At 65.9% G+C, this 13,549-nt stretch carries 14 protein-coding genes; 1 reads left to right on the top strand and 13 read right to left on the bottom strand.

What is annotated here, in order from left to right; translation table 11 throughout:
* Window positions 1-468 precede the first annotated feature (468 nt).
* From RT051_RS09960 to RT051_RS09915, 10 genes are all read right to left on the bottom strand, one after another.
* Window positions 469-843: a hypothetical protein gene (locus RT051_RS09960; RefSeq protein ID WP_313075898.1), complete on the bottom strand. Its 375-nt coding sequence runs from the start codon at window positions 841-843 to the stop codon at window positions 469-471.
* 48 nt (window positions 844-891) lie between these two features.
* Window positions 892-1,620 carry a glycoside hydrolase family protein gene (locus RT051_RS09955; protein ID WP_313075895.1) on the bottom strand — a complete coding sequence of 243 codons (729 nt, stop codon included), beginning with the start codon at window positions 1,618-1,620 and terminating at the stop codon, window positions 892-894.
* Window positions 1,613-1,819: a hypothetical protein gene (locus RT051_RS09950; RefSeq protein WP_313075892.1), complete on the bottom strand. Its 207-nt coding sequence runs from the start codon at window positions 1,817-1,819 to the stop codon at window positions 1,613-1,615. The genes RT051_RS09955 and RT051_RS09950 overlap by 8 nt, the downstream gene beginning before the upstream one ends.
* Window positions 1,816-2,121, bottom strand: a complete 306-nt coding sequence (locus RT051_RS09945; protein ID WP_313075890.1) for a hypothetical protein — start codon at window positions 2,119-2,121, stop codon at window positions 1,816-1,818. The genes RT051_RS09950 and RT051_RS09945 overlap by 4 nt, the downstream gene beginning before the upstream one ends.
* Window positions 2,122-2,195: 74 nt before the next feature.
* On the bottom strand, window positions 2,196-2,750 hold the full coding sequence (locus RT051_RS09940) for a hypothetical protein (RefSeq protein ID WP_313075887.1): 555 nt from the start codon (window positions 2,748-2,750) through the stop codon (window positions 2,196-2,198).
* 152 nt (window positions 2,751-2,902) lie between these two features.
* Entirely contained in the window at window positions 2,903-3,253 is a 351-nt protein-coding gene (locus RT051_RS09935) for a hypothetical protein (RefSeq protein ID WP_313075885.1), read from the bottom strand.
* 961 nt (window positions 3,254-4,214) lie between these two features.
* On the bottom strand, window positions 4,215-5,018 hold the full coding sequence (locus RT051_RS09930) for a hypothetical protein (protein ID WP_313075881.1): 804 nt from the start codon (window positions 5,016-5,018) through the stop codon (window positions 4,215-4,217).
* Window positions 5,019-5,125: 107 nt separating this feature from the next.
* Entirely contained in the window at window positions 5,126-6,061 is a 936-nt protein-coding gene (locus tag RT051_RS09925; protein ID WP_313075879.1) for a hypothetical protein, read from the bottom strand.
* Window positions 6,058-11,121 (bottom strand): tape measure protein, encoded by a 5,064-nt coding sequence (locus RT051_RS09920; protein WP_313075876.1) that lies wholly within the window; start codon window positions 11,119-11,121, stop codon window positions 6,058-6,060. The genes RT051_RS09925 and RT051_RS09920 overlap by 4 nt, the downstream gene beginning before the upstream one ends.
* Window positions 11,122-11,242: 121 nt before the next feature.
* Window positions 11,243-11,506 (bottom strand): hypothetical protein, encoded by a 264-nt coding sequence (locus RT051_RS09915; RefSeq protein WP_313075874.1) that lies wholly within the window; start codon window positions 11,504-11,506, stop codon window positions 11,243-11,245.
* Window positions 11,507-11,590: 84 nt separating this feature from the next.
* Between RT051_RS09915 and RT051_RS09910 the strand changes: the two genes are divergently transcribed.
* The gene (locus RT051_RS09910; RefSeq protein WP_313075872.1) at window positions 11,591-12,058 is read left to right on the top strand and encodes a hypothetical protein; all 468 of its coding nucleotides are present in this window, start codon (window positions 11,591-11,593) and stop codon (window positions 12,056-12,058) included.
* Window positions 12,059-12,060: 2 nt separating this feature from the next.
* On the opposite strand, the gene RT051_RS09905 is transcribed toward RT051_RS09910, so the two are convergent.
* The 3 genes from RT051_RS09905 to RT051_RS09895 all read right to left on the bottom strand — a co-directional run bounded on the left by RT051_RS09905 (window position 12,061) and on the right by RT051_RS09895 (window position 13,483).
* Entirely contained in the window at window positions 12,061-12,531 is a 471-nt protein-coding gene (locus tag RT051_RS09905; RefSeq protein ID WP_313075869.1) for a hypothetical protein, read from the bottom strand.
* Window positions 12,495-12,914 (bottom strand): hypothetical protein, encoded by a 420-nt coding sequence (locus RT051_RS09900; RefSeq protein ID WP_313075867.1) that lies wholly within the window; start codon window positions 12,912-12,914, stop codon window positions 12,495-12,497. The genes RT051_RS09905 and RT051_RS09900 overlap by 37 nt, the downstream gene beginning before the upstream one ends.
* Before the next feature lie 104 nt (window positions 12,915-13,018).
* Complete coding sequence (locus RT051_RS09895; RefSeq protein ID WP_313075865.1) at window positions 13,019-13,483, bottom strand: phage tail tube protein; 465 nt, start codon at window positions 13,481-13,483, stop codon at window positions 13,019-13,021.
* Window positions 13,484-13,549: the final 66 nt, after the last annotated feature.

Here is a 13,549-nt window from a genome sequence, read left to right as displayed (position 1 = left end):
CCCGGAACCCGCATGGATACTAGGTTGAGGGTTGGACTCTTAATCCGTTGGTCGAGTGTTCGAGTCACTCAGGGCCCACCAAGCTATACAAGGAAAGCGCGCTATCGAAAAGGTAGCGTGCTTTTTGCTTTATTCCCACCGCGGGAATATCGAGCTGGCAGAGCGCCTACCTCTTGAGCCCCAGCCCACCCGCCGGCTTTGCCGCGATCGGCGCCCGGCACGCTTCCAGCGCCGCGACAAGCTCACTCTCATACCCCGCGCGCCGCTCGATCTCGGCCATCGCGGCAGCGGCGAAGCCATCCAGGCTGACAGGCGGGCGCAGCCCCTCCGTTGGGTAGACTGGCCGCGTCGGCAGCGGCTCCTGGCACTGCACAGGGATAGGTACGTCGACCCTCTGCATTTTGACCACCGGGGCGGCGCTACACCCCGCCAGAACTGCGCAAGCAGCTATGAAGTAGATAGCACGCATCACGGAGCCCCCCGATTTTTGAGCCAGTTGTCGACCCTCACCCTGGCGCTGGCGCAGTCGTCGCCGGGCACGGCCGGCGGTGCGGCAAGGATGGCGTCGGCGCGCTTTGCCCTGGTGGCCGATGCCTTGCGGGCCTGCGCGCGGGCCGCGTCCGCTTCTTTCGCCCGCTGATCGGCCAGCGTGCGCAGATCGTCCGTGGCGTCGCTGCAGGCGCTGGCGTCCGCGCGCGCAGCGTCCAAGTCGCGCTTTTGTGCCTTGGCCTCGGTGCGCAGCGTCGTGACCGTGTCGCGCTGGTCGAGCCAGGCCCAGCCGGCCAGCAGGTTCAGCGCCGCGCTTGCAATGAGCGCATACCCCATTGGCGCGATCACTTCCACCACCTCCACCACTGCAGCATGGCCCACCAAATCGGGTTTGTCGGCATGTCAGCTCCTTGCAAAGATGCGGCGCCACCAGGGCAGGCGCTCAGGCTGCGGCTCCGGGGCCAGGGTCGGCACGGGCTCGACCGGCTCAGGCGTCAGCGGCGCCGGCTCCTGCGGCTCTACCTGAGCAACCACGGTCGCGCGGCCTTCGCGCACGTCCCGCAGGCAGTGCTGCACTTCGTCGGCCCGGCGGTTCGCCAGCCCCTGCACGAAGGTGAACACCTTTTTCTTCGTCGCCGGGTCAATGTGGCTGACGTAGCTCCACACGATCGAGCCGTCATCGCCGCGCGCAAGCCGGTTGCAGCCGCGCTCCCACTCGCCGCGGTTCCACGCCGCCATGGCGCCACTGCCGCACGTGGCCGAAGCCCCCTGATTCCAGGCGTGGCTGCTGGCCGCGTCGAACACCGACTGCGGCACGTCCGCCCGGGTAAAGCACCGCGCCAGTTGCGTCTGCACGCGCAGCAGCACGGCGGTTTCTTCCTGCAGGCATTTCTCAGGCGACCAGCGCTCGCCCACCACCACCGGCAGCTTCGTGGTGTGGCGCGTGAGCCCACGGCAAACCGTTGGCAGGCCCTGAGCGAGCTTGTCCGCGTAGACCAGCCCGGGGTCGCGCTTGTCTGGCTCCCAGGCAGTCAGGAGGGCCAAAATCCCAGCCCCTGCTGCCAGGACGACAGCGCCGCCCTTGGTGTTGATGGGGATGGGCTTTGGCTGTGGTGGCTGCGGATTACGCATCGCTGTACCCCTGTTTGACCACGCGCGCCGCGGCTACCGCGAAGTTCAGACCCACTGCGGGGATCGTGATGTACAGCGGCGTGCCGTAGATGCGGTAGGCCCACCACGAGCCCCAGGCGGTGAACACCGCGGCCAGTAGCGACAAGCGCACGCTCCATGCGCGGCGCAGCACCGTGCGCCAGTCGGAGACCAGCCTCATCGCTTACCCCCGGACTCCGTGGCGCGCCCGCGCAGGATGGCCAGCGATTCCTTGATCTCCTGGGTGGACTTCTGCAGGTCGGACACCTGGCCCTTGAGCTCTTTCAGGGACTCTTTCGTCGCGTCCCGATCCTTGTCGGCCAGCACTTCGACCTGCGTGATGCGGCCATCCTGGCGTGTTTGGTCCTCGCGGTAGGCGCCGTAGGCCACCGCAATCGAGATGACAAAGACCAGCGTCTGGATGATGGTCCCGCTGTTGACGGTGGGGTCGAATTTCATGATGCGTCGGGCGGTAGTGGGCATGCGGTACAGCTCCTTTGCGGGCAACAAAAAACCCGCGCTGGGCGGGTTGGCGTCGGTCAAGGCAGAGGCGGGCATCAACCCTCCCAGCGGGGCACGGTGGACCAGGTGACAGGAGCGCGCAGCTCGTAGCCGGGGATCGGAAACCACATTTGCGGCGAGTACTGACCCGAGAACACGTTGTCCACCTCGAACCCGTAGCGGCCGCGCAGCACCAGCGGGCCGATCAGCCGCCGCTCGGTGTTGAGGATCCACGCATCCCCGCAGCGCACCACGGACACGCTCAAGCGCCCCTCTTTGCCCTGCCAGCGCTCGACGGGTAGCGAGGGGTCCACGGGTATGCCCAGGCTCCAGGCGCGGTACTCGCCGCCGTTGCGCCGATACCAGGCTTTGCGGGCCTTGTCGCTTCGGGGATGGTGGCCGGGGCACCAGTAGCACTTGGCGACGGCTTCGCGGTACTCGTCGCTTGCCGGATCGGGGTTGAGCCAGTAGCCCACCACCGGCCTGCCGCCAGCGGGCGTCTCGTGCCACGGGCCGTTATCGCCGTGCCCGGTGATGTTGAGCATGGGCGCGATGTCGTCGTCGGCCCAGTCGGGACGCACGTCGATCAATCGCTCGGCTTCCCACGGCATGGCCTTTGCGATCTTGCCGGCCCTGAGCAGGCGGGTTTTGAGCTTGGCAGCAAAAAGGCCGCTTGAGCGGCCTTGTGCGAGGGTGAGGGCGTCCTGTGCTTGTCGGTGTAGATCGGGCGGGACGCCGGCTATGGTCAGCAGCTTGGAGGGGTTCACGGCCGCTCCTCCTGCCGCACGGGAGCGTCGATCACCGCATCCGCATCAATCGCATGTCCAGCGGCAATCAGCAGCGCGAGCCCGGCTGGCAAATCAACGTTGTCCAGGTCGATGTAGGTGCGCACGCTCGCATCGCGGATCACCGCCTGCACCTGGGGATTGCTGTCCGCCAGGATGGACCATTTTGCCGAGCCGAAGCGGTCGAAGAACGCGCCTACTGTGATGCGACGCGGCTCGGGCATTGCGGTTGCTACCGGCTCAGGTAGCCGCACTGCATCGGGGTAGTGCTCGGCCACGAACTCGGGCGTGGCAATGATGACGTTGCCGTCTGTGAGTTGGTATCGCATGGTCACACCGCCGTGTCAGCGTAAAACTTGAGGAAGGCGTAGCCGTTACCGCCAGGCGAAGATGTGGTATAGGTTGTTGAATTGAATCCCTTTGCGCCGCCGCCACCTCCGCCGAGGCCGCCTGTGCTGGTCGCTGAACCACTGCCGCTACCACCGCCACCATTGCCTCCGCCTCCGCCTCCGCCTCCGCCTCCGCCTCCGCCTCCGTTGCCGCCAACGCCGGCGGTGGAGCCGCTGCCTCCATAGAAGCTAATACCCCACTCGGCCGCCGACCCTGCGTCAAAATACGTTCCCGGATTCGCCGCAGGGCTGCCATCTGCCGCCGCCGTGCCCACAGCGCCACCGCCAATCGAACCAGACGACGGACCGCCAGTGCCGCCGCCGCCGCTAAAATCCGTGCCGGCGGATGTAGTCGCGTTGCCCCCTTGAGCTAGGATGTCCACGCCAGCGCCGCCCGTCGTCCAACCACCCGTTGCGCCGACATAGCCGGGCTTTACGGACGCCGCGCCAAAATCCCAGGCTGCCGGCAGGCTTGGGCCGTTGGGCAATCCCACTGTTGGGTTACCCGGTCCACCAGGGCCACCTGGAGCGGCGTATGTCACCCCACCAACGGTGATCTTTGTATCGCCTCCAGCGTTGCCAGATGCCGGGTTGACACCAGCAGAGGAGACCGCGCTGGCGCCACCGGCGCCGATCTGTACAACTACAGTGTCGCCTTTCTTGACGCGTACTGTTTTTGCGCCCCATGCCCCGCTGTACCCGCCAGGGCTGCGAGCAGTAGAACTGCCGCCCGCGCCCGACCCGCCCGCCCCGATGGCTCGAAAATGCAGCGTTCCGTCCGCCGGGGCAACCCATGTGCGCGAGACGAATACCGGCACCGTGAGCACGACCTGACCGCGCACTACACGGTCGCGGGTGCGCATCACTTCGTTCAGGATTACAGGATCAAGACTGCTCATATTCACGCCTCGCTTGCGGTCATTCCGGCCATGGAGCCGTCTGGGTTGTAGGTATAGGTTTCGGTGCGGGTCTTGCCGTCCCGTGGATAGCTCACCGTGGACACGCGACCCTGGCCGTCGTAGTTGATCGTGGTGGTTACCCCGTCCTCGGTGACGCTGGAGACGCGGCCGGCGGTGTAGGCGATGGTCATGGCGTCTGCGGGCTTTTGCCCATCTGCCCCAGGAGCCGCCACCCCGATCACCCAGTCCGCGCGCGCTCCCGAGCCGGCAAAAGCATCGACAGCCAGGACCAGCTGGCCAGTCACCAGGTCGTAGCTGGTGACGTAGCCCGACATGCGGGTTGCCGGCACACCCTGGCTGGTGGCCACCAGGTACATGCCGGGCACAAACGAGCGCGAGGACTCAACGGCGAACGTCTTGCTGCCGGCACTGGGCGTAACGCTCGTGGTGCTGTTTGCCTTGAGCTGCTGGGTGGCAAACACCTCGGCTTGGTCGCGGTAGGCGAGAGTCTGGTCGCGCGCGCTGACTGCCGCAGCGGCTGCGGGCACGGCCTCGTTGCGCGCGCTGACTGCCGTGGCAGCGGCCGGCACCGCCTCGTTGCGCGCGGTGACTGCTTCGCCAGCCTTGGCGGTGGCGATCCCCTCCGATTGTTGCGCCGCGACGGCGTAGGCGTAGGCGGCATCGACGTGACCACTTGCGGCGTTGGCTGCGTTGGCCGCCTCCTGCGCGTTGTGTTGCACATTGATCGTCAGGGCGTTCATTTCTGGCACGAAGGGGCCGGGCGCTGCGTCGTCCGTGCCCCCCATGTGGGTGCCGAAGGTATAGGCCATGCCGTTGTATTCGCCCGTCGCCCGCTTTGCCAGAGAGGGGAACGGCGGGATCTGCGAAAGCTGGGCTGCTGGTTGGACTGCCATCAGATGTTGCCCTTTATGCTGAGGTTGAGTGAAGTGGTGCCCCAGGTGTCGGCCCGGATGCCACCGGAGACGAAGCCCAGGGTGTTGAGGTAGCCGTAGCGCGGCAGGCCCGATGCCTCAAAGGGCACCGCCACGTTGATGATTTCGCCCAGGATGGCGTCCGCGTACATGGCCTGCTCGGCGTCGATGACGATGCGGCAGGTCACATTGCGCGCATTGCCGCGTGGCACGATGTCGTAGGTTCCGTCATCGTTGTCCCGGCGATAGGTGTAGCTCTTACGCTCTGCCTCCGCGCCGTACTCCACGCCGCCCCAATCTGCATCTCCGATCAGCTGGCGCCAGTCGCCTACCTTGATGTCGCCGACTGCTACGGCGCCGTTGGCTGGTGCCGTGACGGTGACGGTGATTTCGGCGTTGGGGGCCAGTGGGATGCCGTCCAGGCTCACTTTTTCCAAGGCCGGCAGTGGGGCGAAAAGCAGCTCCCAAAAGCCTGCCGCCTGCGCGAACAGGTCGCCATGCTTTTCGCGGATGACAGGGCCGCCGGGCGTGCTGCGCGCGGTGATGGCATAGGCCGCCCCTTCCGGTCCGTACACGCTGACCCCCGTGACAAAGCCCGGCGTGAGAACGAACGACACCGTACCCTGGCCACGCGCCTTGGTGGAGGCGTAGTCGTCGAACGGCGCCATGCGGTCGGACGGGCCCTTGCGCAGCCAGTAGCTCAGGTCTGCCGGCGGCGGCGTGGTGCGCCCGGTATGCGCGCGCACGCAGGACCACTTCGCGCCCTGGTGGGTGCGCACGTCGTTGACCGCGTAGGCCGCTCCAGACACCCAGGCCACCTCGCCGCCGGCCACGTTGGGCTCGGCAACCGTGGTGCCTGCGGCGATCATGGCAGGCATGATCTTCACGGGCACCATCACCCGCGCGGACGTGTTCATGCCATCTCCTGGGCGATGGCCTTGGCCAATGCCGACACGTTCATGATTTCAGCGCGCATGGCGTTACCCCCACCGGTCACATCGTCTTGCGTCTCAGCGGACACGCGCGTGTTCTCGGCAGCCTCGTCCATGCGCGATTGCAGCCGCTCAACGCGATCAATCAGCCGCTCGAGCAGGGCTTCTGTGCGTGCGGACGCCTGTCCGCCCAACGCCTGTCCCAGCTGTTGCTGGTTCCAGATTCGCGCCGGGCCCGTGGCCTCCAGCTCCCAACCACGCTCTCCCACCACGCGCAGGCCTCCCGAGTGCATGCCCCCGGACGCAAACGCTGGGATGCCCACAGCCGCAAACTCCTTGCGCACATCCTCCAGCCAGTACCCGAGGGCAGAGGCAATGTCCGCCTGCGTAGCTCCCATGCCCCGTGCCTTGTCGGCCACGCGCTGCAGGTCCTCGGCCGTGCCGCTGCCGTACTCGCTCATCAGCATGGCGCGCACGTCGCGCAACTTTGCGATCTGCGCGGGGTCCACCACGTCGTGCGAGCCCCGGCCGCGCCCAAAGTCGTACTCCGTTTGGAAGCGCTGCGGGTCGGTCAGGTAGCCCTGGCCGTACTGCCAGGCGGGAGCAGGAGCGCCGCCCATGCCGCCGCCTGCGCTCCCGCCCGTCTGGATGCCGCCGTAGCTGGGGCCTGTGGCGCCGCCGCCCTTGACGCCCAGCAACCCCATGAGCTGCTGGAAGTAGTAGTCCACCGTGCCCGTGAGCGCCGCGGTGCCGTTGACCATCTCGTCCGCGCGTTTGGCCAGGGTGTCCAGGTACTCGATTTGCGCGTTGATCGCCTTGAGCTGGCGCTCCTCGACAGATAGCTGCACCTCGCCCAGCTCGCCCAGCTCGGACAACTGCCCCGCCAGGACCAGCGTGTCGCGGTCCCGGTCAAACTGCGTGGCGTAGGCGCCGCCGTCGATGCCCGAGCGGGCCGCGCCGATGGCCTCCGACAGACGGTCGTAGTCCGTGAGCGAGCCACCGGCGCGGACCCCTCCGAGCGCCTGCTCGATGTAGACCATCCCTTGAGCGGCGAGCATCTGGGCGGTGCTGTCCACCGTGCCGTACAGGTCGCGCACGTTGTCCTGCAGCATCTCCACGGCACTGCTGATGCCGTCGATGGCGTCGCCGATGAGGCTGGCTTGGTCCTGCAGGGCGGAGCGGTCGCGGTCCACGGCGCGGCGGAACATGTCGTAGGCGCTGCGGATGGCGGCTTGTTTGGCCTGCTCTGCGGCGCGTGCGGCCTCTTCGGCTTGGCGCTTTGCGGCTTCGGCTGCTTGTTCTGCCGACGTGGTGACCTGGGCAAAAGCTCCCGACAGCTGCAGCAGGGCTGCATACGCCTTGCGCCCCGACTCGGTAGTGAGGTCCTGGGCTTCGGCCAGCGCCCGGAACTGGTCGCGGGCGTCGATGGCGTTGATGTCGGGCATCGCCAGCTCCAGCGCTTCGAGCTGGTTGGCGATCATGCGGCGGGCGTACTCGCGCTGCTCGTCGGCCGAAAAGAAGTTCTGGAAGAACGCGCCGGCCGCTTGGCCCATGTTCTCCAACCCGCCGAAGGCATCCACCAGCTTGCTGGCCAGGTCTCCCCCTGCGAGCGAGGCATCGAACATCGCCATGCCCAGCATCTCGAACATGCCGTTCGTGGCCGACAGGCTCGTGGCCAGCCGGGTCAGCGTGTCGATGGCTTTCTCGCCCTCCTTCGCATACTCGCTGGCGACGTAGGTGGTGCGGGTGATCGATTCCGTCACTTCTTCCCACTGGCCCGGAATGTCCGCGTCGCCGTAGGTGGGGGTGAGTGTCTCGTTGGTGCGGCGGCGCTCTTCGGTCGTGGTGACCCACCGGCCGATCAATTGCTCCGCGAGCTGGTTGTTGGCGGTGGCAAGCGCTTCCTGAATCTTCTTCGATACCCCTTCGGCGTCCAGGTCCTTGAGGTCTATGCCAAGTCCACCTGTGTCCGGGTGGATCAGGTCGGTGCCGACCGTCGTGGTCCAGTCCTTGAGCGCGTCCGTGCTGATGCCCAGGACTTCGGCCATGCCCAACGTGTTCTTGCGCATGGCCAAGAACGCATCGTCCAGGGTCTTGCCCATCTGCTGGGATCCCCGGATCTGCTCGTCGTAGCTGCGGTGCAGGGCTTCGGCATGCTGCTGCAGGCGATAGGCTTCGTCCGTGCCGCCCTGCCCCTTGTCGCGCAATGCTTGCAAGCGGGCTTCGGTTTCGCGGATTTCCCGGGCGCGGTCGTTGATCGAGTATTCGGGGCCAGAAAACAGCGAGCCGCCCTGGCGCCAGAGTTCGTAGTGGCTGATGTCGCCCGTACCGAAGGTGCCGCGAATACCACCACCCACGGGCTTGTCGGATTTGAAAGCGCCCAGGGCGTTGAGCACCAGGGCGGCGACGGCGGCGTAGCCGGCTGCGGCCCAGCCAGCGCCAGAGGCGGCACCGGCAGCACCGCCCGTGCCGTAGGCATTGTTGGTCATCAGCAAGGCCGACAGGCCGTCTGTTGCGCCCGTGGAAGCAACCGTGTTGGCGAAGATGGAGCCCGCAGCATTGGCGCCGCTCATCGTGCCGCCCCACAAGCCGGACAGCGCGCCCATGTTCCCGCCAACGCCGCCGCTCAACATGCCGTAGCCGTTGTAGAGCGTGCTGGCGTTACTCGCCATGCCCAGGATGCCGCCACCCTGTGCACCAACCGCCGAGTTGGCCGCCGCGGCAAAGTTGCCGCCGAAGAAGCTCGTGCCGATCTGGATCAGCCAGCGGCGCCCGACCAGCTGCCACAGCACGTCCAGCACGGCAGCCTTGATGGTCTGGCCCACGCGCTTGAAGGCGTCCATGCCGTTGTTGGCCACATCCACGAACACGTCGTGGGCGGTGCGGTCAATGCTGGTGAAGAAGTCGACCCAGGCGCGCTGCTCGCGCTCGCGCACGCCCTTCTTGCCCAGCAGGCCGATCAGCTTCTCGCGTTCTTCGATCTCGCGCTGCAGCTCTTTCCAGCCCTCGCTGTCCTTGTAGAACCCGGCCTGCTTTTCCTTCATCCGCGCCAGGGCGACGCGTTCGATGGCCTCGGCCAGGGTGATGTTCAGCGAGCGGGCCATCTCGGTGGCCTGCTCTTCTTCCTGCAGGCCCTGGACGCGATCCTTGATGGACTTCAGGGCCCCGGCTGCGGCTTCCTGCTGCGAGCGCATCCAGTCCTCGATGCTGTCCGACTCCTTCTTGCGTGCATCGGCGGCGGCTTGTGAGACCTTGATGGCCTCTTGCTGGGCTTGCGTCTGCTTTTCCAGCGCCGTCAGCTCACCCAACGCAGCCCGGACCGATTCGTACTGCACGCCGGTCAGCTTGAGCTTGCCAGACGCGCGCTCCGCGTCCAGCTTGATCAGCATCTTCTCGCCCTCGGTCAGCTTCTCGCCGGTCTGCATCTCCAGCTTTTCGGCGGCGATCTTTTCCTGGATGCTCGTGATCAGGGATCTGTAGCTCTCGTCTGCCTGCTTGGACGCCTGCACGCCGGCCTTGTTGTACTTCGCGCGGATCTCGCCCAGTGCGGCCTGGTGGGCGGCGTTCACCTGCGCGGTCTGCGCCGCATCGCCCTCGGCCAGCGTCAAGGCCTCCTGGTGCCTGGCGTTTTCCTTGGCGAGGTCGGCTGCCTGGCGCTGAGCTTCCGTCATGCGCCCTGTGTCCTGCACGTACTGCGCCACCGCGTTCTTGCGGGCTTCGGCGGCCTTGCCGTCCAGCTCGATCTGCTGGCGGGTCAGCGTTGCCAGGGTCTCCAGCGCTGCGTTGCGTTCGCGGTCCAGCTCGGGGCCGCCCATGCCCGCGAACTTGCCCGAGCGCGTGTTGATGTCGCTCAGCATCTTGCCGGCGTCGCGCAACTTGTTAGCCACCTGCTCGTACTCGCTGTTGAGCGCGCTGACCGTAGACGGCGCGAGTCCCAGCGCCTCACGCTGCTTGGTGATCAGGTCGTCGTACTTCTTGATCAGAGCGTCGATGGTCGGCGTCAGGCCGCTCAGCATCTTCTGCGCGGCACCTTCAGACGCGGAAGCGGCGCCTTCTGCTGCGGCGCCGGCGTCCTTGGCCTTATTGCCGAAGACTTGCCATGCGGTGGCGAGGGCCCCCAAGCCCAGAATGATCCAGCCGATTGCCCCGAACGATGCGATGAACCCCTTCACTGCAATGGCGGCTGCAGTGAAGCCGCCGCCGGCTGCCGTTGCTGCAGCGCCTACCACCCCAAGCCAGTTTGCAACCCCCAGCGCAACCAGCGTCATCAAGGCCGTGACTGTCGCGTCAATGTTGGCGCTCAAAATGCCGAGCGCTCCAACCAACAGGGATGTTGCGGACGTCGCCTCGTTCGTCTTTCCCGCCCACGCGGTCAAGTTGTTGTTCAGCTTGGTCCATGCATCTGCCACCGTAGCAGGCATAGCGTCGGCCTGCCGGCCCAGCTCCTGCATCTGCGAGGTGATGAGCATGAGCTTTTCAGCCGTGAGTTGGCCTTTGCCGACCATCTCCTGCAGCCCGGCAATGGTCACGCCCAACGAGTCGGCGAGCGCTTTCTGCAGCGCCGGCGCGCCGCTGATGACCGTCTGGTACTCGCCCATGGTCATCTTGCCCTGCAGCAGAGATTTCGACCACGCGTCGATCACGCTCTTGGTCTTGTCCGCCGAAGCTGAGGAGACGGTCAGGCCGTAGCTGAGCGTCTCGACCATGGCCACCGTCTGGCCTGTGGTGTAACCCATCTGCTTGAGCGACTCCGACGTTCGGATGAACAGCTCGGACGTATCGGCAATTGGCTTGTAGACCCTATTGCTGACCTCCATCAGCCGCTTCATGGCAGCCTCGCCGGCCTGCACGCTGCCCGTGGCCTGCGCCATGCGGCTGGAGAGCTGGCCCCACGCGTCGGCGTACGCCACCACCTTGGCGACGCTGAACGCAGCGGCCAAGCCGCCCAGGGCCCGCCCCGCCATGTCGGCGCTGCGCTGGATCGCTGCCATGCCAGCGTCCACCTTTTGCTGAGCGACCTTGATGCCCTCTACGAGGTGCACCATGTTCGCCATCATCTGAATTTCCAGGGTGCCAGCGATCACGTCTGCTCCAGAAAAGCAAAAGGCCCGCCGAAGCGAGCCTTGTTCATTGTTCTGCCGAGATCCGGCAGGTCATCTCGAAAATCTATTGGGGAACACCGGCAGCCGCACAATCCGCGCGCTGCGTTTGTTTCCACCGCTCGAAGGCGGCTGAGTCTTTTGCCTGCACGGCTGCAGCTGCAGCAAGTCCGGCATGGACGCATTTGTCCGTCACTGACCCGCTCTTGGCCACGATGTTGTACTGGTCGATGCTGTCCTGAAGCACCTGCCCTTTGATGTCATCCATGCTTGGTGCTGGCTGGCAAGCAGCCAACAACGCTGCGGCCGACACGGCGGCAAAAATACGCATAGCCCCTCCTTTCCGAAAAGGTCATGGTAAGGCCTGAGCGCCCATCGTGTAACCTCTGCTTACTTCACAGCAGCGAGGGACACCATGAGCATCGCCACCGTTCTGATCCTCTTGGCCTTGGCGACGGCCGCGATGATCTGGATCTCGCTTCGCCCGTCCGCTCAGCTGCAGTTGCCAGCCTTGCGCGCCGTGCGGCACTGGACCGACGACGACGAAACCGACGTGGTGGGCGAGTCGCACTACCACGCAGCGATCGCGAAAGTGGCCGGCAACACCGGCGGCGCGCATGCCGACAAGAAGTGCACCGCCTTCCTGGTCCCGCAGGACAGCAACCCCCACGACAAAGACGCCGTCATGGTGGTCATCGATGGCCATCACGTCGGCCACCTCTCCCGAAGCGATGCCTCTGACTTCCGCGAGCGCCTCAAAGACGAAGGCATTCCTGGAGCCGTCACCTCTTGCGGCGCGCATATCGGTTGGGGCGGCAGGGGGCGAGAGGGCAAGCAATTGAGCTACTCCATCAAGCTCAAGGTGTCGATGCTCTCAGACTGACCCTACCCCCTCAGCACATCCTTGATCCGCTGCGCCAGCTCACGCTGGTCGATCTGCTCGGGCTCCGGCGACCACGGCGGCGGGCGCAGGTGGCTCTCGGCTTCGGACAGCTCGCGCACGAACTGCTCCGACATGGAGCGCAGCACGGTCGCCTCCCAGGGCCTGAGCTCCACGCCCTGCAGCTGCGACCACGCTGCGATCTCCTGCCAGCTGAGCGGCACCGGGCCGCCCATTCCCACTTCGCTGTAGCCCAGAGACTCGAGGTGGCCCAGCAGGTAGGCCACCTCGCGCGGGATGGGCGGGTAGTACAGCTCCCCGTCCTTGTCCTGCGCCTGCTTGGCGCGGGTCGGCAGGACCGTTTCCTTCTCGGTCTTGCCGACCTTGTCCCGTTTCTTCGGCGTTGCGTTCCACCAGGCTATTTGCCTGACGTACAGCGTCAGGTCGCCGAAGAGGTCTCCGAAAAATTTCCCCACTCCCTCACGTGCTCGGACACCTGGTCACCGATGAAGCCGATCGAGGGGTCGCCGTACACGGCCAGGGCAAGCTGGCGGCCGGTCAGCTTGTCGTAGGACAGGTTCTGGAACGACTCGGTGATGTCAGCCAGGTACTCGGCCTGCTCTTTCAGCTTGCCGTCCACGGTCTGCTCGAACTTGCCGCGCTTTTGCAGGCGGGCCACGGCGCGGTTGTTCACCTTCACCTGGGCCTGCTGGTACTCCTTGGAGCCCGGGCCGTAGATGGTCACGCCCACGGGCTGCTTCTTGTCGTCGTCGGCGTACAGGAGGTTGTCGCTGGAGTCCTTCAGGTGCAGGAACGTGGTGGCGGCGACGGCCTTGGACTTGATGTTGAGTGCGGTCATGGTTTTCCTTTTGCGGAGGGAGGTTGTGCCCGCGCCCAGCCGCCGCGCTCCGCAAAAGAGCGACAGCAGCCGGGCCGGTGCAAGGGTGGCCTGGCGGCCGGGAATCAGGGGGCGGTCACCTCGACGATGCCGATACCGTCCTTGGAGGTGGTCAGCGACAGCTCCACGCTGGCCGAACGGATGGAGTCCACGGAGGTGGCGGACTTCTCGAAGCTCATCACCTTGGCTTGGAAGTAGTCGATGTCGCCGCCCTGGTACACGACCTTGAAGCTGTAGTCGTCGTCCGAGTTCAGCGCCGCGCTCAGCACCACCTGGCCAGGGTCGGAGCGGTCCATCGCCAGCTGCAGCGTCTTGGTGCCTTCGTTGAAGGAGCCCTTGAATTTCTGCGTGCCGCGCGTGTCGATGGGGTTGTGCGTGGCCTCGTTGTAGCGGCGGCCGTGGGAGCCGCCATCGGTAATCTCGCCGATCTTGGCCCAGCCCGTGAGAGCCGTGTAGCCCGCTTCGTCGAAGGCGGCGGGGCGGGTGGGGGAGATGCTGATCGTGGTGCCAGCAACGGTTTCTACTGCCATGGCAGTTTCCTTTCGTGCAAAAGAAAAGGCCCGCAGATAGCGGGCCAGGGTTGTGCCGTTGCCGGC

It is taken from the genome of Melaminivora sp., from assembly GCF_032059615.1.
Lineage (GTDB): Bacteria > Pseudomonadota > Gammaproteobacteria > Burkholderiales > Burkholderiaceae_C > Melaminivora.
This window is presented reverse-complemented; position numbering and strand designations above follow the sequence as displayed.